15 protein-coding genes are annotated in these 20,101 nt (G+C 62.6%); 9 read left to right on the forward strand and 6 right to left on the reverse strand.

Features of this window, described 5'->3' with window-relative positions; genetic code table 11:
• The first annotated feature begins 52 nt into the window (after nucleotides 1-52).
• Both I6E73_RS03100 and I6E73_RS03105 read left to right on the forward strand, forming a co-directional pair.
• A complete protein-coding gene (locus tag I6E73_RS03100) occupies nucleotides 53-1,384 on the forward strand; it encodes an ABC transporter substrate-binding protein (RefSeq protein ID WP_197123056.1) in 1,332 nt (443 codons plus the stop codon).
• On the forward strand, nucleotides 1,368-3,536 hold the full coding sequence (locus I6E73_RS03105; RefSeq protein WP_197123058.1) for an alpha-galactosidase: 2,169 nt from the start codon (nucleotides 1,368-1,370) through the stop codon (nucleotides 3,534-3,536). The genes I6E73_RS03100 and I6E73_RS03105 overlap by 17 nt, the downstream gene beginning before the upstream one ends.
• A gap of 19 nt (nucleotides 3,537-3,555) precedes the next feature.
• On the opposite strand, the gene I6E73_RS03110 is transcribed toward I6E73_RS03105, so the two are convergent.
• The 6 genes from I6E73_RS03110 to I6E73_RS03135 are packed head-to-tail and all read right to left on the reverse strand — an operon-like array spanning nucleotide 3,556 to nucleotide 11,945.
• Nucleotides 3,556-4,512 carry a pirin family protein gene (locus tag I6E73_RS03110; RefSeq protein ID WP_197123061.1) on the reverse strand — a complete coding sequence of 319 codons (957 nt, stop codon included), beginning with the start codon at nucleotides 4,510-4,512 and terminating at the stop codon, nucleotides 3,556-3,558.
• Nucleotides 4,513-4,532: 20 nt separating this feature from the next.
• A complete protein-coding gene (locus tag I6E73_RS14730) occupies nucleotides 4,533-5,705 on the reverse strand; it encodes a peptidase C39 family protein (protein ID WP_307784208.1) in 1,173 nt (390 codons plus the stop codon).
• Nucleotides 5,706-5,746: 41 nt separating this feature from the next.
• Nucleotides 5,747-7,429, reverse strand: a complete 1,683-nt coding sequence (locus I6E73_RS03120) for an ABC transporter ATP-binding protein (protein ID WP_231600533.1) — start codon at nucleotides 7,427-7,429, stop codon at nucleotides 5,747-5,749.
• Nucleotides 7,426-8,283 (reverse strand): ABC transporter permease, encoded by an 858-nt coding sequence (locus I6E73_RS03125; RefSeq protein ID WP_197123063.1) that lies wholly within the window; start codon nucleotides 8,281-8,283, stop codon nucleotides 7,426-7,428. Before I6E73_RS03125 ends, I6E73_RS03120 begins: the two co-directional genes overlap by 4 nt.
• Nucleotides 8,280-9,269: an ABC transporter permease gene (locus tag I6E73_RS03130; RefSeq protein WP_197123065.1), complete on the reverse strand. Its 990-nt coding sequence runs from the start codon at nucleotides 9,267-9,269 to the stop codon at nucleotides 8,280-8,282. Before I6E73_RS03130 ends, I6E73_RS03125 begins: the two co-directional genes overlap by 4 nt.
• Nucleotides 9,270-9,272: 3 nt before the next feature.
• On the reverse strand, nucleotides 9,273-11,945 hold the full coding sequence (locus I6E73_RS03135) for an ABC transporter substrate-binding protein (RefSeq protein ID WP_197123067.1): 2,673 nt from the start codon (nucleotides 11,943-11,945) through the stop codon (nucleotides 9,273-9,275).
• Nucleotides 11,946-12,068: 123 nt separating this feature from the next.
• Here I6E73_RS03135 and I6E73_RS03140 point away from each other — a divergent pair, with 123 nt between their 5' ends.
• The 7 genes from I6E73_RS03140 (at nucleotide 12,069) to I6E73_RS03170 (ending at nucleotide 20,030) form a co-directional block, all read left to right on the forward strand.
• Entirely contained in the window at nucleotides 12,069-13,139 is a 1,071-nt protein-coding gene (locus tag I6E73_RS03140; RefSeq protein ID WP_197123069.1) for a hypothetical protein, read from the forward strand.
• Nucleotides 13,140-13,191: 52 nt separating this feature from the next.
• Entirely contained in the window at nucleotides 13,192-14,304 is a 1,113-nt protein-coding gene (locus I6E73_RS03145; RefSeq protein WP_197123071.1) for a hypothetical protein, read from the forward strand.
• Between the two features lie 164 nt (nucleotides 14,305-14,468).
• A complete protein-coding gene (locus I6E73_RS03150) occupies nucleotides 14,469-16,946 on the forward strand; it encodes an ATP-dependent Clp protease ATP-binding subunit (RefSeq protein WP_197123073.1) in 2,478 nt (825 codons plus the stop codon).
• 191 nt (nucleotides 16,947-17,137) lie between these two features.
• Nucleotides 17,138-17,641, forward strand: a complete 504-nt coding sequence (locus I6E73_RS03155; protein WP_197123075.1) for an amino-acid N-acetyltransferase — start codon at nucleotides 17,138-17,140, stop codon at nucleotides 17,639-17,641.
• Between the two features lie 26 nt (nucleotides 17,642-17,667).
• Nucleotides 17,668-18,294, forward strand: coding sequence for a hypothetical protein (locus I6E73_RS03160; RefSeq protein WP_231599639.1), 627 nt, complete (start codon nucleotides 17,668-17,670; stop codon nucleotides 18,292-18,294).
• A gap of 12 nt (nucleotides 18,295-18,306) precedes the next feature.
• Nucleotides 18,307-18,723: an SseB family protein gene (locus I6E73_RS03165; RefSeq protein ID WP_197123077.1), complete on the forward strand. Its 417-nt coding sequence runs from the start codon at nucleotides 18,307-18,309 to the stop codon at nucleotides 18,721-18,723.
• A 206-nt stretch (nucleotides 18,724-18,929) separates the two neighbouring features.
• The gene (locus I6E73_RS03170) at nucleotides 18,930-20,030 is read left to right on the forward strand and encodes a DUF2510 domain-containing protein (protein ID WP_197106546.1); all 1,101 of its coding nucleotides are present in this window, start codon (nucleotides 18,930-18,932) and stop codon (nucleotides 20,028-20,030) included.
• The last annotated feature ends 71 nt before the right edge of the window (nucleotides 20,031-20,101 follow it).

Genomic DNA, 20,101 nt, shown 5'->3' on the forward strand with positions numbered 1-20,101 from the left:
CGAGGGAAACCCCGCACCACACCACAATCACAATCGCAAGGAAGGTAATCGCATGGCTAATCGCATAGCTCGCGCTGGAGGAGCATTGGTGCTCGTCTCCGCGCTCGCACTCTCAGCATGCTCAACCGGAGCCAGCACAGACGGTGGCACTGACGCCGCCGCGTGCGCCCCGTCAGATGGACCCGTAACGCTCAGCTTCACCACTTGGTTGCCCGGCATGGAAGACGCCGTCGCTATCTGGAATGAAGCCAACCCCGACATCCAGGTTGAAGTTCAGACTGGACCGAACGGTAACGGCGGAACGTACAACAACTTCTTCAACCAGATCGAAGCCGGCAATGCGCCTGACCTCGGTCAGATCGAATACGACGCACTGCCCAACTTCCGCGTACAAGACGGCGTCGTAAACATCGCCGATTGTGCCGGAGTTCTGGATGCTCAGGACCAGTTCATTGACTGGACCTGGAGCCAGGTCACATTCGGTGAAGAAAACGCTGTCTACGCAGTACCGCAGGACACCGGCCCCGAGGGGCTGTTCTACCGCGCTGACCTGTTCGAGAACGCAGGAATTGCGATCCCGACCACCTGGGCAGAGTTCGAAGAGGCAGCCAAGGCCGTTCGCGCAGAGGGTGGCTACATCACCAACTTCTCGCAGAGCGACATCAATGCCTTCGCCGGTCTCGTCTGGCAGGCAGACGGACAGTGGTTCAAGAACGACGGCGAAGCGTGGGATGTAACCCTCGACTCGCCCGAATCGATCATGGTTGCCGAATACTGGCAGAACCTGATCGACCAGGACCTCGTTGCTGTACTCCCACCGTGGACCGACGAGTGGAACAACGGTTACAACTCCGGTGACGTCTGGAGCTGGGTTTCCGCAGTCTGGGGAGCAAACACCATCACGAGTGGTGCTCCTGATACCGCAGGCAACTGGGCCGTAGCTCAGATGCCGCAGTGGAACGAAGGCGAATCCGCTGCCGGCAACTGGGGCGGATCGAGCACCGCAGTTCTCAAGGGAAGCGAACACCCCTATGAGGCTGCACAGTTCGCACTCTGGTTGAACACTGATCCTGAGGCACTGTCGAGCATGAACAAGACGGCAAACATTTACCCGGCAACGAAGACTGGTGGCGACCTGCCCGCATTCTCCGAAGGCCTGGACTTCTACGGCGGACAGAACATCTACGACGTGTTCGCTGCTGCCGGCGCCGAGGTTAACCCCAACTTCACGTGGGGCCCGACCATGACGCAGACCTACACGGATGTTGCTGACGGATTCTCCGCCGCAATCTCCGGTTCGGGCACCCTCTCGGAGGCCCTGACCAACGGTCAGCAGAAGACAATCGACGCCATGAAGGCTGCCGCGATTGCTGTCAACGAATAACACGAACGACATCGTTCACCTCCGTGCCGCGGGTACCAGCTTCGTGCTGGATGCTCGCGGCACGGGCGTGCCGTCGATCACGCACTGGGGTGCAGACCTCGGAGAACTTGACCGTGACCAGCTCGCGGCGCTCGCAGATTCGCGCGAGCGTGCCATCGGGCCGAGTTCCATCGACGAACCTTTCCGGCTGAGCATCGTTCCCTTGCTTGCCGAAGGCTGGACGGGCCTTCCGGGGCTGGAAGGCCGCCACGATCGTGACGGCGGGCGAGTGCGCCGGCCGTCGCTGCACTTCGAGAGCATCGAGCATCCGGAGTCTGGACGTATCTGCGTCACCCTGGTTGACGAGCACGCCCTCAGCCTCACTATCGACTTTGAACTGTCTGCCGCCGGAGTGCTGCGCAGCCGTTCACGCGTGACCAACACCGCCACCGAGGCTTTCGAGCTGTCGTCGTTGGCCACTGTTCTTCCGCTCCCGCCTGTTGCGCGCGAGCGACTCGACTTCAGCGGAATCTGGGCGGCCGAACGCCAACCCCAGCGCTCCGCCATCGACTACGGAACCTGGCTGCGGGAGTCGCGCCATGGTCGCCGCGGTCACAACGATTCCTTCCTCACGGTGTCGGGAACACCCGGCTTTGGTTTCCGCCACGGTGAGGTGTGGGCGGTGCATGCCGGCACCAGCGGCGATACCCGTGTCTGGATTGATCGCCTCGCGCTCGGCTACACGACGGTGGGCATCGCCGAGCTTCTCTCTCCCGGCGAAGTGCGTCTCACGACCGATGACACGCACGAAACGCCGTGGGCCTACGCCGCGTGGTCGGATGCTGGCCTCGACGGGCTGAGCGACCGCTTTCACGACTGGTTCCGTGGTCTGCCCGCGCATCCATCGACACCGCGCCCGCTCACTCTCAACACGTGGGAGGCCGTCTACTTCGACCATAACTTCGAGCAGCTGGCCGCGCTCGCGGATGCCGCAGCCGACGTCGGCGTTGAGCGTTTCGTTCTCGACGACGGCTGGATGACCGGCCGCACCGACGACAAGCGTGCGCTCGGCGACTGGACGGTGGACGCCACGTCATGGCCCGAGGGCCTCGCTCCCCTCGTTGACCGAGTGACAGCCAGCGGGATGCAATTCGGGTTGTGGGTTGAGCCCGAGATGGTGTCGCTCGACTCAGACCTTGCGCGCGAGCATCCGGAATGGATTCTGCGCGACGACGACCGGCCGCTGCCGAAGTCATGGCGCAACCAGCACGTTCTCGATCTTGATAACCCTGCAGCGCGTGAGCACGTGCGGGATGCCATTTCTGCGCTGCTCGACGAGTATGCGATCAGCTACCTCAAGTGGGACATGAACCGGGATCTGCTCGGTGGTTCGGTGCATCGTCATGTCGCGGCAACGTACCTCCTCATGGATGAGCTGCGCGAGCGCTACCCGCACGTTGAAATTGAGTCGTGCGCCTCGGGCGGTGCGCGGGTGGATGCCGGAGTGCTCGAGCGCGTGCAGCGAGTGTGGCCATCCGACACCAACGATGCGCATGACCGTTTCTCGATTATGCGCTGGACGAACCTGCTCGTGCCGTTCGAATACTTGGGCTCGCACGTGGGGTCTTCGCCCGCGCACACCTCGGGACGCTCGCTGTCGCTGAGCTTCCGTCTCGCGACCGCGCTCATGGGGCACTCGGGCATCGAGTGGGATCTCACGACGACGACCGTTGAAGAGCAGGATGCGTTGCGCACCTGGGCGAGCGTCTACCGCTCGCTTCGCGGTCTCATCCATTCGGGGCGGGTAGTGCGCAGCGAACTCAGCGCCGACCCCATCATCACCGGGGTTGTGGCGGAGGATGCCAACGGCGCTGTGACTGACGCTCTGTACTGGGTGACCAGCCTCACCACCCCCACCGATTCTGTACCTACAGCCCGGCGTTTGCCCGGGCTTGACCCGCACCGTCTGTACCGCATCACCCCCGTCGATGTGGGTGCGGAAGCGGCAACCTACCCAGGCACTGCGCCAGCGTGGTGGCACGACGGCGAACTCACACTGTCGGGCACAGCGCTCGGGTCGGTTGGACTCACTCTGCCGATTCTGCATCCGGATGAGGCGCTCGTAGTGCGGGCGACGGCCCTGGGCGGCGAAGACTCGAGCGGCGCGCTCTAACGCGGTCGCCGCAGCACAGCTATTCGCGCGGCTTGAGTCGCACGGTTGGAAGCTCTGGCGCGGGCAATGGTGCTTCGTCGCACCCTACGACGGTGCCGAAACGACCGTCGGGGTTTCCGCCGTTGATCACATCGGCCTGCCACTGCGCGCGGAACTCCACGATCTCGTCGTGGCTGCGCCCAATGAAGTTCCACCACATGACGATGGATTCGCCCAGCGGCTCACCTCCGAGCAGCAGGAGCCGCGCATCCGTCGACGCGGTGATCACGAGCTCGGTCGCACCGGGAGCGAGATAGGCCAGGTGATCGGGCGGGGTCGCAAGATTTGCGACGGTCACAGCACCGGCATCCACGAGCACGCCGTGTTCGAAGGTGGCATTGATGGGCAGCGTCACGGTCGTGCCGGCGGGGATGTCGAGTTGGGCCCCGAGAAGTGGCGAGAAGACCATCGCGGGAGAGGCGACGCCCGCAAGCTCTCCGATGAAGACGCTGACGGTTGCGCCCTGAAGATCGAAAGGGGTGGGCGCGACGCTTTCGAAGCTTGGAGCGGTGTGCCGGTGGGCGTCCGGCAACGCGACCCACAGTTGTGCACCGTGCAGCAGCGTGGGGGATGCGGGCGAGATTTCGGAGTGAGAAATGCCGCTACCGGCCGTCATCAGGTTCAGCTCGCCGGGGCGCACCGCAGCGAGACTGCCGACGCTATCGCGGTGCTCGATGTCGCCAGCGAAGAGCCAACTGACCGTCTGCAAGCCAGTGTGCGGATGCGGGGGCACGAGCATCCGCGTTGTGTCAGGTCCGTAGTGGTCGACGAAGCACCACCCGCCGATGAGGGATCGTGATCGCTGTGGAAGAGTGCGCCGCACGTTCATCGCGCGCGGGCCGCCGAGCGGGACTTCGCGAGGCTCAAGTAGTTGCACGCCTGCCGCTGGCTGCGTTTCGCACAGCACTTCGGCCGGGTTCTTCTCCGGGTTGCTCACGGCGGCTCCTCACCCCATTGTCACCTCAGTGAGTGCGAGCGTGCCACAAAAATTACTCCGCGATAAGTGGGATCACCGAACGCCACCATCTGGTCGAGCACCGCGATCGAGACGGGCAGATCGTGGGAGTCAACCCAGGTCTCGCCCTGCTCGGCCGTGATCCACGGGTCGTTCAGCAGAACGGTGTCGCCCTTCACCGAGTGCGCTACGACCCAGTGTGGAGTCGAGGCATCGTGCATGGGTTCTTCTTCGATCAACAGAATCGCGAGCTCGCCGTCCGCAACACGTTCGGTGATCTGCTCAATCGACAGTGGGGCGGTGTGCTGCTGGATGCCGCGGCTCGCCGCTTCGGCCCGAGACTGCTCTTGCAGCTGCTCGCGGAACGTGCGCTCTTCGCCCTCGTAGGTTTCGAGGAGTGTCGGCTCGGTCGTGTCGAGGTGCAGTTCGAGGCTGATGCCGGATGCGGACTGCGCGATCACGTCGTGAACCGCCACCGCGAGACCGAGAGGTTCGCACGCGGGGAAGTTGGTGGCCGAACGCCAGAAGGCGAGTTCGCGCTCGCGGGCATCCTCGTCTTCGGTGTCGGCGAAGGGTTCCAAGCCGAGGTGACTGAGGGCTGTCATTGCGGCTACAGCGCCACAGGTGAAGAGCGTGGTCTGGCCGTAATAGCGCAGTTGCTCGTGCGGCCAGACGTCGTGCCACAGCACGAAGCCGCGAACGCCCTGAGTGCCATCGGCAGAGGAGATAGGGGTTCGCAGTTCGGTGAAGCCGAGGTCGGCGGCGAAAGCGGGGAGCTCAGCGTCGAGCGGGAGCTGCCACTTGAGGGCGGCATCGCCGCGCTCTGCGGAAGCCGCGATCAGTTCGCCGAGAAGACTCTGGGCGGCAGCATCGCTGTCGGCCCAGAGATCAACGAGCTTCGTGTAGCGCGTATTGGGGCGACCGGAGGTGAGAGCTGCCGCACTGCCGGTGGGGGAGTCGAGCATCCACACCCGCGGGTTATAGGGCTCGCGATCGCGTTGCCATTCGGCGGCACGGTCGGTACCGAGAGCCTCGATGAGGGGCGTGGGAAGCTCGGCGGGCGAGAGCTGAACAACGGCAGTGCCGATCGTTGCATCAGCGGCAGCAGCGACAGCGTCAACGGCAGCGTCGGTCGTGTTTGCGGCGGCAGAGTCAGCAGGAGTGGAGGTGTCCACGGGGTCCTTTCGGGGCGAGTCGGGCGCTTGTGGCGCCGAGCTCAGTGAGTGGGTGCTTCGTGAATGGACGCTGCAACGAGCGCCTGAGTGTAGGGATGAGTCGGGGCGTTGAGCACGTCGTGGCACGGGCCAGACTCAACGACTTCGCCGTGCCGCAGCACGTAGACGCGGTCGGCGAGCTGGCGCACCACCGCGAGGTCGTGCGAGATGAAGAGGATCGAGAGTCCGAGTTCGACGCGCAACTTCGACAGCAGATCGAGAATCTGTTTCTGCACCGACACATCGAGCGCCGACACTGATTCGTCGCAGATGAGAAGTTGCGGCTGAACAGCCAGAGCACGAGCTATGGCGACGCGCTGGCGTTGGCCTCCCGACAGTTCTGCTGGTCGCTTGCTCGCGAAGTCGGTGGGCAGTTCCACCAACTGCAGCAGGCCATTGAGGTCGGATGCCGGACGCCCCGCCACCCGCAACGCCAACTTGAGCGACCGCCCGACACTGATCATCGGGTTCAGCGAGGAGTACGGATCTTGGAACACGATCTGCATCTGCTTGGGCGTGCGTGACGCGCGACCGGTGGCGAGGGCGACACCGTCGAACTCGATCACCCCGCTGGTCTCGTGCTCGAGTCCGGCAATGCACCGCGCGATCGTGGTCTTGCCCGAGCCGCTCTCGCCGACGATGCCGACGGTTTCGCCGCGTCCCACGGTGACGCTCACTCCGTGCAGCACGGTTTTGTCGCCGAAGCTCTTGGTGATGTCGGTGGCGACCACAAGGTCGCCGGTTGCCGAGTCGGCGTTCGCTGCTGCAGGAGTCACGCCGACACCGGATGCCGTACGCACCACCCCGGCGGAGCGATCGGTGAGCGAGGGGTCGGCTTCGATCAGCGCCCGAGTGTAGGGGTGGCTTGGTGCATTGAGTACGGAGCTCGTGACACCGCGCTCCACGATCTCGCCGTGGCGCATGACGAGCACGTGCTCTGCACGCCCGCGCACCATCCCGAGGTCGTGCGAGATGAGGAGGGCAGCCATGCCGCGCTTCTCTTGCAGACCCCGGAGCAGGTCGAGAATCTCGCCCTGGTTGCTCGCGTCGAGAGCGGTGGTTGGCTCGTCGGCAATGAGCAGTTCGGGGTCGGTGGCGAGGGCCGCCGCGATGGCCACCCGTTGGCGCATTCCACCGGAGAGTTCGTGCGGGTAGGCGCGCGCGACTTCCGCGGGCAGGTTCACTTCGGCAAGGCTTTGCGTGATGCGGGCGGTGCGTTCCTCGCGGCTGAGGCGGGTCGCGCTCGCGGCATCGATCGTCATCCCGATCTGGGTGCCGCAGCGGTGCACGGGGCTCAGGCTCGTGAACGGATCTTGCAGCAGCAGTGAAATGCGGCGACCTCGGGTCGCACGCCACACGGCATCCGTTGAGGGTAGTTCGATGGTGGCACTCGACAGCGCGATGGAGCCGCGCGCGCTGAAGCCGGCGGGCAAGAGTCCAGCGATTGCTTTGGCAGAGAGCGTCTTGCCCGAGCCCGATTCGCCGATCAGCGCAAGGGTTTCGCCGGGCGCAATCGAGAAGTCGAAGGGTGCGACAACAACGCCAGCAGGCCCGTCGATCGTGAGTCCGGTAACGGCCACCTGAGCGGTCGAGTCGATGCCGGGGCCAGTGCCCGAGCCGATGCTCGATCCGGAGCCCAAGCCGGCACCCGACGCGGGCACGTTTGTCATGCGGGTCTCGGTCATGAGCGTCCCGTTCTGGTCAAGTTTTGGCCGAGCCAGTCGCCCACAAGGTTTGCTGCCGAAGCGACGCCGATGATGAGCAGGGCTGGCACAAGAACCGCTGCCGGGTTGTCGATCATGATGGCGCGACCGTCGGTGAGCTGGCGCCCCCAATCGGCCGTGCCGGGGGCAACGCCGACGCCCAAGAACGACAGCGACGAGAAGGCTACGAGTGCGAACGCCACATTGAGCATCGAGTTGGTGATGACGAGCGACCACACGTTCGGCAGTACCTGCGTGAACATGATGCGCGCCTTGGAGAGCGACAGCATTTGGGCTGCCTCCACGAATGGTCGCGCGGCCTGCTCCATAACTCCGGCGCGCACAATGCGAATGTCCGAAGGTGAGAACAGCAGAATCAACAGCAGCACGGTCATCCAGTAGCCAGCGCCGAAGACACCCGCGACCACGATCGCCGCCAGCAGCAGCGGAAGCGAGAACAGCAGGTCGGTCCAGCGGCCAATGATGAAGTCGATCGGGCCGCGCAAATAGCCCGCAACCGTGCCGAGCAGAATGCCGAGCAGCATCGATCCGAGCGCAACACACACCGGACCGACGAGGGCGGATGCCGCTCCCGCGATCGTGAGATCAAGCACGTCACGTCCGAGTTCGTCGGTGCCGAGAAGGTGACCAGGACTGCCCGGGGGCAGTAAGGAATCGAGGATCGACTGGGCCGTGGCATCCGGAGCAATCAGGTTGCCGAAGAGCACCAAGAAGGCGACGAGTCCGAGCAGGGCGAGCGACAACCACACGGCAACCGGATGCCGACGGCGCGACCGCGGAAGTTTCGCTAGAACGATAGCTTCGGTGCTGCTCACTGAGCACTCTCCTTGGCGCGGATGCGGGGATCGAGGAAGATGTAGGCGAGGTCAGCCAGCAGCGCAATGATTGCAATCGTCACGGCCACGAGCAGGGTGAGCGCTTGCACGACGGCGATGTCCTTGAACAGCACGGAGCCTTGCAGCAGGGTGCCGAGGCCGGGCAGCGCGAACGTCGTTTCCGCGAGAACGGTGCCGCCGACCAGGAACGTCAGCACGAGGCTCGCACCGGTGACGATGGGGATGGCGGCGTTGCGCAGAGCGATCAGGTGCACTTGGCGGTCGGGTAGGCCGCGCGCGCGACCAAAGGTTACATAGTCGGTTTCGAGTTCGCGCAGCATCGCGGTGCGAGTGAGTTTGAGGATGATCGCGCCGAGCCCGAGCGCCAGAGTAATGGCGGGCAGCACGAGGTGCCAGAGGGTGTCGAGGCCGCCATCGCCCGCCCCGTAGACCGGAAAGATCGGGACGTAGAACGCGAAGACGTAGAGAAGGAGGAGGCCGACGGCGAAGGTGGGCGCACTGAGGCCGACGATGCCGAAGCCAGTAGCGAAGCGGTCGATCCAGCTTCCCGAACGAACGGCGCTCTGAACGCCGAGGGGAACGGCCACGACGAGCGCGAGCAGAAACGCGAGTCCGCTGAGCGCGGCGGTGATTCCGAGGCGCGAGCCGATCACGTTCGAGACCGAATCTTGCAGGCGGATTGACTGCCCAAAGTCACCGGTGAGGGCGTTGCCCAACCAGATCAAATACTGCATATACAGCGGTTGATCGAGGTTGTATTGCGCGCGGATCGCGGCGATGGCTTCCGGCGATGATGCCCGGTTGCCGAGCAGGTTCTTGACGATGTCGCCGGGGGCGAGATGCAGCATCGAGAACACGATGATGGACAGCACCAGCAGGATGCCGATGGTGCCGAGCACGCGCACCACAAGCATGCGGCCCAAGGACCGTGCTTGTGATGCGCGTGCAATCGGGGTGATTGTCACAGATTATCCAGCGGGGGTGAGCAGGGTCGGCCACGCGGAGATGAACGCGAATGAGCTGTAGCTACTCATGTCGATGTCCTTGGAGAACGCGGTTGCGGACTGTCCCCACCAGAGTGGAACGCTGATGATGTCTTCTGCCTGCAGCGTTTCGGCCTCGATGAGGAGGTCGATGCGGGCAGAGGGGTCGGTCTCAGCGCCGACACGTTCGAACAGCGAGAGAACTTCGGGGTTCTCGTAGTTCGAGATGTTGTAGTCGCCGAGCATGTACGTCGAGACCTCAGCGGGGTCGCCCAGCGTGGAGAAGTACCACATGAGGCCAACGCCGTAGCTGCTGTCTTGTTCGAGGCTCGCGAGCCATTCCTCGATGGGAACTTCACGCACGTTCAGCGTGATGCCGATCTTGGAGAGGTTCTCGGCGAGCGACTGAGCGGCGGTGCCGAGCTGCGGTCCCGTGGAGGGGAACAGAATGTCGGTCTCGAAGCCATCCGGGTGGTCCGAGGCGGCCAGTGCTGCAGCAGCCGCGTCGAGGTCGAAGTCGTACTGCGGGATGGTCGCGAGCAGGTCGCGCGCATCGTCGGCGCTGTAGACGCTTCCGAGGGATTCGGGAGTCGCGATGGCAGTCGCTACTTCGCCGTGGCCGCGCAGCAGCTTGTCGACGATCGTGGTGCGGTCGACGCTGTGGGCGAATGCTTCGCGCACCTTCGGGTCGTTGAACGGCTCGAGGGCGGTGTTGAAATACATACCGACGTAAGAGAGGTCGTTGACGTAGTCGACGCGCATGTTGTTGAGGTCTTCCCACTGGGTCGACTGCGCGAGTGGCACGTTGAACGCCACGTCGATGTCGCCAGACTGGGCGGCAAGAAGGCGAGTTCCCTCATCCGGGATGAACTTCACGTTGATGTTCTTCACCTCGGGAAGGTCGCCCCACCAGCTGTCAACGCGTTCGAAGTTAACGTGCGAGTCGGGCACGAACTCGGTGACCTTGTAGGGTCCTGAGCCCAGGAGCAGGGCGCTGCTGGTGCCGACTTCGCCGTTGTTCTCTTCCCAGAACTTTTGCGAAGTGATGAAGGCCGCGCCACCCGTGCTCATGTTGGCGGCGAATGCTGCATCAGGGGCCGAGAGGGTCACGGTGACTTCGAGGTCGCCGGTCTTCTCGACGCTCTCCACGCCACCCAAGTAGTACGAAAGGCCGGGCGAGCTGGTTTCGTCGCGCGCCTGCTCGAGGCTGAACACAACGTCATCGGCGGTCACCGGGGTGCCGTCTTGGAACATCGCATCGTCGCGCAGCTCGTAAACGTAGGTCACGTCATCCGGCTGGTCCCACGATTCGGCGAGGCCGGGCTGCAGGGCCCCGTCGGCGTCGATCGAGACGAGACCTTCCTGAGTGATGGAGGCGATGTAGTAGTTGAGGATGCCGCTCTCGGCACCCACATAGAGGCTCGAGAGGGAGCCGGGCAGAGCAACCGTGATGGTGTCAATGTTGCCGTCGCCGGTGGGCGTGCTCGACGTGGCGCAGCCCGCGAGCAACAGGGCCGAGGCAGCGACGGCGACTGTGGACGCCCGAGCCCCCTTAGTCAGGGTGGAGTTAGTCGATCTCATGCGAAGTTCGTGCCTTTCGGTGAGCGTTACAGGAGGTGTAAAGGGAGGGGATGCAAATTTCGCGCGTTGGAGGTGCGAGTGCTGTGACAGTGCCGCGCGGTCACTGTTGGTTTTCCGGGCCACCTCTCGCATGGCTAGCAGCCGAAGGGCCACTGCGATGCTTGGAGTGTCGGCTGAGTCGTCGAGCGTTGTCGCATAGATGCGTCGACGAAGTTTGGGCTGCAACTCGAGGGCCACGACGCCGTCTGGCAAGGCGGTAGTGGCCAAGGCGAGTTCTGAGAGGAACGTCACACCGATGCCGGATGCCACGAGCGCGAGTGCCGCGCCGGTGGTCGTCACGTCGTGCCGCAGGGTGGGTTTTTCGCCCAGCCCAGTCGCGACGGCAACCAGTTGCTCGGTGCAGGTAGCCGGGCCGCCGATCCACGTAAACGGAAGCAGCCCCGCGACACTCGCTGACGCTCCGAGCTGATCGGCGGTGGCCCGAGGCACAATCGCGAGCACGTTTTCGGAGAGCAGGAAGCGCGATCGCAGTCCCTCCGGGCTCGTGTGCGAGCTCGATGCGATGGTGTGGTCGCTCGCGTAGCGGTAGTCGAGGGCGATGTCGGCGCGACCTTCGGCGACGGCGCTGAGGGCGGCATCCGGTGCGGCTTCGCTGAATTCGACGTGGATGCCCGGAAACTCGCGATCGAGCCGCGAGAGTAGCGGCGCGATGATGCTGGCGACGGCGGCCGGGAACGCGGCGAGACGCACGGCGCCCCGGTCGAGCCCGAGGTGCGCGCTGAGGTCGCTCGCGGCGGCGGTGACGGCGGCATCGATGCGGGGCGCGTGGCGGGCGAGCAGGGCACCGGCTTCGGTGAGTTCCATGCCGCGCGGGGTGCGTGCGACGAGGGCGATGTTCAGGCGAGCTTCGCTGCGCTTGAGGTGCTGGGTGATGGCGGGCTGGCTGAAGCCGAGTCTTCTGGCTGCTGCCGAAACGCTACCGGTCTCGTGGATGGCGACGAGGATGCGCAGCATGTGAAGGTCGAGCGCGCGCGTCAGTTCGTCAAGGGTGGCGGATTCCTGCGGTGCGGCCTGCATAACGACACCTTATGGGTAAACACCACCTACATAACGTTACAGAATGATTAACTTTGGCTATGGGGCGCGACGCAACCCATTCGGGGGCAGGCCGAATCGCAACCGGAAACGTACTCTTAATTCATGACAAGTTCTCGACGTCTGCCCGCACTCATCTCGGGCGCCGTAGCTCTTTCCCTCGTTCTGGGCGGTTGCTCACTCGTCGATCAAGCTTCCGACGTGGTCGCTTCAGCAGGGGGTGATGTGCTCGCTCACGCCGTACTTGCGGCGACGGTCGCCGAACTCGAGAGTCTTGATGGGGTGGAAGCGGCGTCTTACGAGCTCCAAGCCGACACTTATCTCGGGAACATCGGCAGAGTCAGTGTGGTCGCTACGTCGGCTATCGACGGCGCCCAATTGGGGCAGCTCTCGGAACAGTTTCGTGACGGCTATGCCGCGATCGGACAGGTGGCGGTTGAACCCCACTTCAGTCTGACTCTGGCGGAAGACGCCACAGGAAAGTTCGACCTCTGGGAGGTTCCGGAATCGAATGAGAGCTTTGTTGAGAACTTCGAATTCTGGCGGGCCGCGTCAGCAGCGGTCGACACCGAGCTGTGGCTCGAAATTTTTCCGGGCGATGGCTGGACGCTGGGGGCTCGGTCGATCGCGATTCCGGATCAGGCAGATTTCGAGGAGGCAACTGATCGCGTGATTGCGAACTACGGCGCTCTCCAAGAGGTGGAGCTTGTCGAGGATGATCGCCAGAATTACTGGCAGCTTGCGGGCATCCAATCGGTGGGGGAGCTTGCGCCACTGACGTTCGTCGAGCTCGTGAGTGAGCTGCGCACAATCATGCCGCTTTTCTTTTACCCGGTGGAGTCGGATGCCGTCAGTGGCGACGCGGACTTTCCGGAAGGATTCCAAGTTGCTTGGGTGCCACCCGGCGCGGACTACGGCCTAACATCGGTCATCGTTTCCAGCAACGAATACACCGATGAATCGCGCAGCAACGCTATTCGGGCTGCGACTCGCACGAGCGAAATTGAGGGAGTCAACTTTCAATTCGCCACGAGTGATCGGGGTTTCTGGATGCACACTTCCGCTTGCGATGGCTCTGTAGAGGTCACCGCCGACGATGACCTCTTCTTCGAAGATGTCGCAACCTCCGGCGCCAAGCTGTTTGAGGGTGCAGGCCCTGGCGCGTGCTTCCCGTAAAGATCCGCTCGATTCTCGCGTGCTATACGAAAGCAAAACGTAAGCTTGAGTCATGAATTTTCCTCGGCGCGTGACGAGCATGGTGACGGCCGTCGTTCTGCTCGCGCTCGGTGGGTGCACTGCGCTCGGTGATGAGGCATCCGACCTCGGCATCGAGGGGTTCTCCGAATCGCAGCAGCGCGATTTCATGGAAAGCCTCGTCCAGCTCAGGAGGATCCCGGGGGTGAGCGAGGTGTCGTGGACGGCAACTCCGAACCCCTTCTGGGAGAGCTTCGCGACGATCGAGGTGGGTGTGAGCGAGGCTTTCGCGGAGCAGCAATTGGGGGTAATCGCCTCGACCATGAATCAGTACGACGGCAACGGTGAAGGCCCTGGGCTGCCGATCTCGTTCAGCATCCGGCTCGACGGCGACGACGATGCCGGGTTCACTGTGTCGGGCCTCGGCCTTCCTCGCGATGACGTCGTCGAGAACTATCGTTACTGGCGCGAAATTACAGCCGTGATGGAACTCGATATGAGGATGAATCTCCAAACGACCGTCTTTTTCAGGGACGATTACATGCGCGTGATTTCGGCTCCGACCGACACTCACCCGTCGCAGCCGCTACGCCACGTGATCGACCACTACGACGCGCTTGCGGCCCTCACTTCTCCTGAAGGCAATCCCGCTGGTGCGCTCTCCGCAGCGGGCAACGGAGTATTTGAATTCTGGTCCGTTCCGGGATTGCAATCGTCGGGTTCGCTTCCGCCGCGCGAGGTGCTTGATCTTGCGGAGCGGCTCAGCGGCTTATTTTCGTTGCGCACCAATGCGTGGCTCACGGCTGAGCCTGACGACGGCGATAGTTTCCCCGAAGGCGCCGGGATCCGCTGGGACGCCGACCCCACAGCGCAGCAGGGCCGCCAAGTGGATCTACTTTTCTCGGAATACCACGAGGAAGATTGGCCCGCGATTGTCGCTGCTGCCGCAGCTTCCTCTCAACTCGCCGGCTTCCATTTCCAATACTTCTCCTTCGACCGAGACTTCTCCTTCCATACCTCGACCTGCGAGGGAACAGTCCAGAAAACAGCCGACGATCAAGCACTCTTTGACGCGATCCAGGCGAGCGGCGTAACACTGCTGGATGGCGCAGCACCGGGGCAGTGCATCCCCGACTTTTATGAGTGAGCGGGTGACATCCGTGCATCGGCGTGCGGGCCCCGGCGCGTGCATTCCTGAGCAGCAACCCAGCACAGTCACGCCTAGGGCGAACAGCGGACTATTTCGCGATTTCTCTGGTTAGTCTCTTTACATCGGTACCGAATCTGTAGCGGTATCTAAGGAGTGAAGAGATGTTTGAGAGATTTACCGACCGCGCCCGTCGTGTAGTCGTTTTGGCCCAAGAAGAGGCCAAGATGCTCAACCACAACTACATCGGCACAGAGCACATTTTGCTTGGCCTCATCCACGAGGGTGAAGGCGTTGCCGCAAAGGCGCTTGAGTCTTTGGGTATTTCGCTCGACTCCGTGCGCGAGCAAGTGCAAGACATTATTGGCCAGGGTCAGCAGCAGCCGACCGGCCACATCCCCTTTACGCCGCGTGCCAAGAAGGTACTTGAGCTGAGCCTGCGCGAAGCACTGCAGCTTGGTCACAACTACATCGGCACCGAGCACATCCTGTTGGGCCTCATCCGCGAGGGTGAAGGCGTTGCCGCTCAGGTGCTCGTGAAGCTCGGCGCTGACCTCAACAAGGTTCGCCAGCAGGTCATCCAGCTCCTCGGTAGCTTCCAGGGCAAAGAGGCCGTTGCCGTTGGTGGTAACGACGCTGCGCCCGACAAGGGATCGCAGGTTCTTGACCAGTTCGGCCGCAACCTCACTCAAGCGGCTCGCGATGGCAAGCTCGACCCCGTTATTGGTCGCGAGAAGGAGATGGAACGCGTTATGCAGATCCTCTCCCGCCGCACCAAGAACAACCCCGTGCTCATCGGTGAACCCGGTGTCGGAAAGACGGCTGTTGTTGAAGGCCTCGCCAACGCGATTGTTGCCGGCGACGTTCCCGAGACGCTGAAAGACAAGCAGCTCTACTCACTCGACCTCGGAAGCCTCATCGCTGGTAGCCGCTACCGCGGTGACTTCGAAGAGCGCCTCAAGAAGGTCACCAAGGAGATCCGCACCCGCGGCGACATCATCGTCTTCATCGACGAGATCCACAGCCTCGTGGGTGCCGGCGCTGCTGAAGGTGCCATCGACGCAGCCTCCATCCTCAAGCCGCTTCTGGCTCGTGGCGAGCTCCAGACCATTGGTGCGACGACCCTCGACGAATACCGCAAGCACTTTGAGAAGGATGCCGCGCTTGAGCGCCGCTTCCAGTCCGTGCAGGTGCACGAACCTAACCTGCCGCACACCATCAACATCCTTAAGGGACTGCGCGACAAGTACGAGTCGTTCCACAAGGTATCCATCACTGACGGTGCCATTGTTGCCGCAGCGAACCTCGCCGACCGTTACGTCGCCGACCGTTTCCTGCCAGACAAGGCCATCGACCTGCTCGACGAGGCCGGCGCACGTCTGCGTCTGTCGATCCTGTCGGCACCTCCTGAGCTGCGCGAATTCGACGACAAGATCGCCGACGTTCGCTCGCGCAAGGAAGGCGCCATCGAAGACCAAGACTTCGAGAAGGCCGCTAGCCTGCGAGACGAAGAGAAGAAGCTCCTCGGCGAGCGTCTTCGCCTCGAGAAGCAGTGGAAGTCGGGCGACGTTGGCGCGAGCGGAATCGTGGATGAAGGTCTGATTGCCGAAGTTCTGGCAGCAGCAACCGGCATCCCCGTCTTCAAGCTCACCGAAGAAGAGTCCAGCCGCCTTATCTTCATGGAGAAGGCACTCCACATGCGCGTCATTGGTCAAGAGGAAGCCATCTCGGTTCTCTCCAAGACCATCCGTCGCACGCGTGCCGGCCTCAAGGACCCCAACCGTCCGAGTGGTTCGTTCATTTTCGCCGGTCCGACCGGTGTTGGTAAGACTGAGCTCGCGAAGGCTCTTGCAGAGTTCCTGTTCGACGATGAGTCGGCCATGATCTCGCTCGACATGAGTGAGTACGGCGAAAAGCACACCGTTTCACGTTTGTTCGGTGCCCCTCCCGGATTCGTTGGATTCGAAGAGGGTGGCCAGCTCACCGAGAAGGTGCGCCGCAAGCCATTCAGTGTTGTGCTGTTCGACGAGATCGAGAAGGCTCACCCCGACATCTTCAACTCGCTCCTGCAGATCCTCGAAGAGGGTCGCTTGACCGACGGTCAGGGTCGCGTGATCGACTTCAAGAACACCGTCATCATCATGACCACCAACCTCGGCACGAAGGACATCACCGCTGGCCCCATGGGCTTCCAGGTGGAAGGTGACTCGGCAACAAGCTACGACCGCATGCGCGGCAAGGTTGTTGAAGAACTCAAGAAGCACTTCAAGCCTGAGTTCCTCAACCGTGTTGACGAGACCATCGTCTTCCCGCAGCTGAGCAAGCCAGAACTGTTGCAGATCGTTGACCTCTTCATCAAGCGTCTCTCAGAGCGCATGATGGATCGCGACCTCACCGTCGAGATCACTGTTCCCGCGAAGGAGCGTCTCATCGAAGTTGGGTTCGACCCCACCCTCGGTGCACGACCGCTTCGCCGCGCAGTGCAGCACGAAGTGGAAGACGCGCTCAGCGAGAAGATCCTTCACGGCGAGCTCAACGCCGGCGACCACGTACACGTTGACTTCGTTGACAACAAGTTCGTGTTCGTCACGAGCCGCCAGCCGGGTCTCCCCGAAAAGGAGCCGGCCGAGGTCGAGGCCTAAACCTCCGACCTTGCCACCGCGGCACTAGCCACACGACAGCGGCTGCACGACACCTTCTGGTGCCGGGCAGCCGCTTCGTCGTTAACGGAACCAGTCACCTAGCAATCGCCCTGCTACTGGCGGGAGCTGGTGTTTAGCGAAACTCGTCGCGCGGTGTGGGGCTGTGCGCCCCTGAGCGGTACCGTTACTGCGTGACCACCTTCAGCATCCGCCCAGCACGAACGCATGATGTGCGGGCCATCCAGAGCCTTATCGAGCCCTTGGTGAACGAGCGCATCCTGCTCGGTAAAGACCTTGTCGTCTTTTACGAGGCAGTCCAAGAGTTTCGGGTGGCTGTCGCGCCCAACGGCTCCGTTGTCGGATGCGGTGCCCTCCACGTGATGTGGCAAGACCTGGCCGAAGTGCGCACCCTCGCTGTCGCCTCCGAATGGCTGGGAAAGGGCGTCGGCCATGCGCTCATGGATCAGATTGAAGCGGATGCTCGCGCGCTGGGTCTTGACCGGTTGTTCTGCCTGACCTTCGAAACCGGTTTCTTTCAGCGCCATGGCTTTGAGCCGGTTGAGGAAGAAATCGTCGGTCCGACCGTATTTGCGCAGTTAGCGCTCTCGCCTGACGAGGGTGTGGCCGAATTTCTGGATCTTTCCCGTGTAAAACCCAACACCCTCGGCAACACGCGCATGCTGAAGCACCTTTAGTGGCCTCAGACGTTTAGCCTTGCGGTATGTCGACGTTTAGGAACCCTGTCGGCCCGCAGTCAAGCAGCGTCTACTGGCGCCGGCGCTTGATCGTCGGGCTAGGACTCCTTGCCGTCATCGCCATCATCTTGCTGATTGTCTTCGGCCCTAAGGCCTCATCGGACCCCGCATCCACGTCTACAACGACGTCGACGACGGATCCCTCGGCCGCCGAATCCAGCACGCCAGCCGCCACTGATGCCTCTGGCTCGCTTGTCTGCGATCCCGCGAAGCTCACCCTTGAAGCAATCACCGACGAATCAAGCTACGCCGAGGGCCAGAACCCGCAGCTGTCGTTCTCTATCAAGAGCACCATGACAGAGCCGTGCGCTATCGAGGCCGGCAGCGACATCCAAGAGTTTGTTGTCACCAGTGGTAGCGATGAAATTTGGAACTCAAAGCACTGCCAGACCGAAGGCGAGCCGGGCACGGTCGTGTTGCAGCCTGGTGTGCCGGTGCAGTCGAGTTCGATCGAGTGGGATCGCACCCGGTCCGCCACCGACACCTGCGAGTCAGACCGCCCCGTTGTTACCGCGGGTGGCGCCAGCTACCACCTTGAGGTCTCGCTTGGTGATATCGCGTCTGACAGCACCAAACAGTTCTTGCTGAACTAACCCGGATAGGCCATGGCTTCCTCAACCTCCGCGGCGCAGAGCGCCGAATTCAGTTCCCCCTTGCTCGCTCAAGCTCTCGAAGCTGGTGACCCCGTAGCGGTTGCTCTGGCGCTGCGCAACGACAGAGTCATGGTGCCGTTGCTGACGGATGCGACGGATGCGACGGATGACGCCGCAGCGCAAGTGCGAGTGTTCCGGCGCGGTGAAGCAGACAAATACATGCTCTTGCTGTTCTCGTCGGTTGAGGCCTATGTGGCCATGCTGCCGGAGGAGACTGGCCATCAGGTCGTCGCCTATCGCGCAGATGATTTGCGCGCGTTCCTCGAGACCAATCGAGGCGTTCTGGAGTCGGTCTGGTTCGACGTCGCGGGCCCCCACACGATGCAAGCATCGCCCGATGACATCGTGGATGCCCTCACTCTTTCCTAGACCGACTGCTTGTTGACGGTCTTGGGGCAAATATTTGCCTTCCGGGAGGAATCAGGCTTCTGACCCAGTTCAGGGGACAAACACCCCAAAATAGACCATTTAAGGCCCATTTCGGCACTCTTTAGGGTTACATCCAGACTCGCAGCGGCATCAATGTTATAAACAGGCCTTTCTATCCCTTGTCTGTGACGGTTACTCTGTTCAACGTGGAAGACAACAGTTTCGGTGTGCCAGCGGGATGGTACCCAGACCCTCTGGGCTTGCCCCAGTTGCGCTGGTGGGATGCCCAAGCCTGGACTGAGCACACCTCAGATGCACGTGCCCCTATCGTTGTGCAGCCAGCTACCAAGCTGGCGTTCGCCGACGATGACTATGACGACGACGTAGACGAGCTTCCGTCGCGGCGCGAACAGCGCGATCGTGAACGTCATGACACCGGTGACTACCTCAGGACCGAGACTCGTAGCGAGCCGGAGCCCGAGACTGCAGCAGTTCACGACGAGCTGAGTGCTCAGCCGCTTCTCGCAATGACATTGCGTGAGCTCGAGGCACCCATTGACGACGCGCAACAGGCCGATGAGCCAATGCTGCTGCCGAAGTCGGCTAACGCCCACGCGAACTCGATGCCTGGTGCATCCACCCTCAGCGCTTACGCCGAGGAAGAAGAAGCGCCCGAGCGCGAGATCCGCCAACACCGCACGTACAACGCGGCTGTCTGGCTCATCGCGATCCTTCCACTTGTTCAGCTTCTGACCAGCATGTTCCTGATTGCGGGCGCCGGCCTCGGTAGCAACTTGCCGCTGCTGCTCGTCGTCTGGATTGCTCCGTACATCGTCGTTCTGGGCCTCGCCGCCTACGACAACCTGCTGCTGCAGGTGTGGGGTCACGAAAAACCAGCAAACGCTGCGTGGGCATTCCTGACCGCACCGGTTTACCTAGTGGTTCGCGGTCTGCGCACCATGAAGGAGACGGGCAAGGGCATCGCGCCGATCGCCACGTGGGCCGGCACGATCGTGTCGCTGGTTATCGGAATGTTGATCCTTCCTGGACTCCTCATCTCCTTGATTCCGCAGACGTTCAGCAACCAGATCGAGAGTTCGATTCAGGCTCAGGCTGCGACGCTCGGCGCAAACATCGAGCTTTCTTGCCCCGCAACTCCGCCGGTTCTCATGGGCGACACGTTCACGTGTCGTGCAGTGAAGCCCGCCAATGGCCAGAGCGACTCGATCCTGGTCAGCTTGCAGCGTGAGAACGGCTGGATCAGCTGGCGCGTAGAGGACTGGGGTCTCTGGACCCTGTTCGGCTAGCCAACAGTTCACCACCTAGCGTCGCAACGGCGGCTCATCTTCGGATGGGCCGCCGTTGCTGCGTTCTGGGG

Origin of the sequence: Salinibacterium sp. SWN248, assembly GCF_015864575.1 — a bacterium.
Taxonomy (GTDB): Bacteria; Actinomycetota; Actinomycetes; order Actinomycetales; family Microbacteriaceae; genus Rhodoglobus.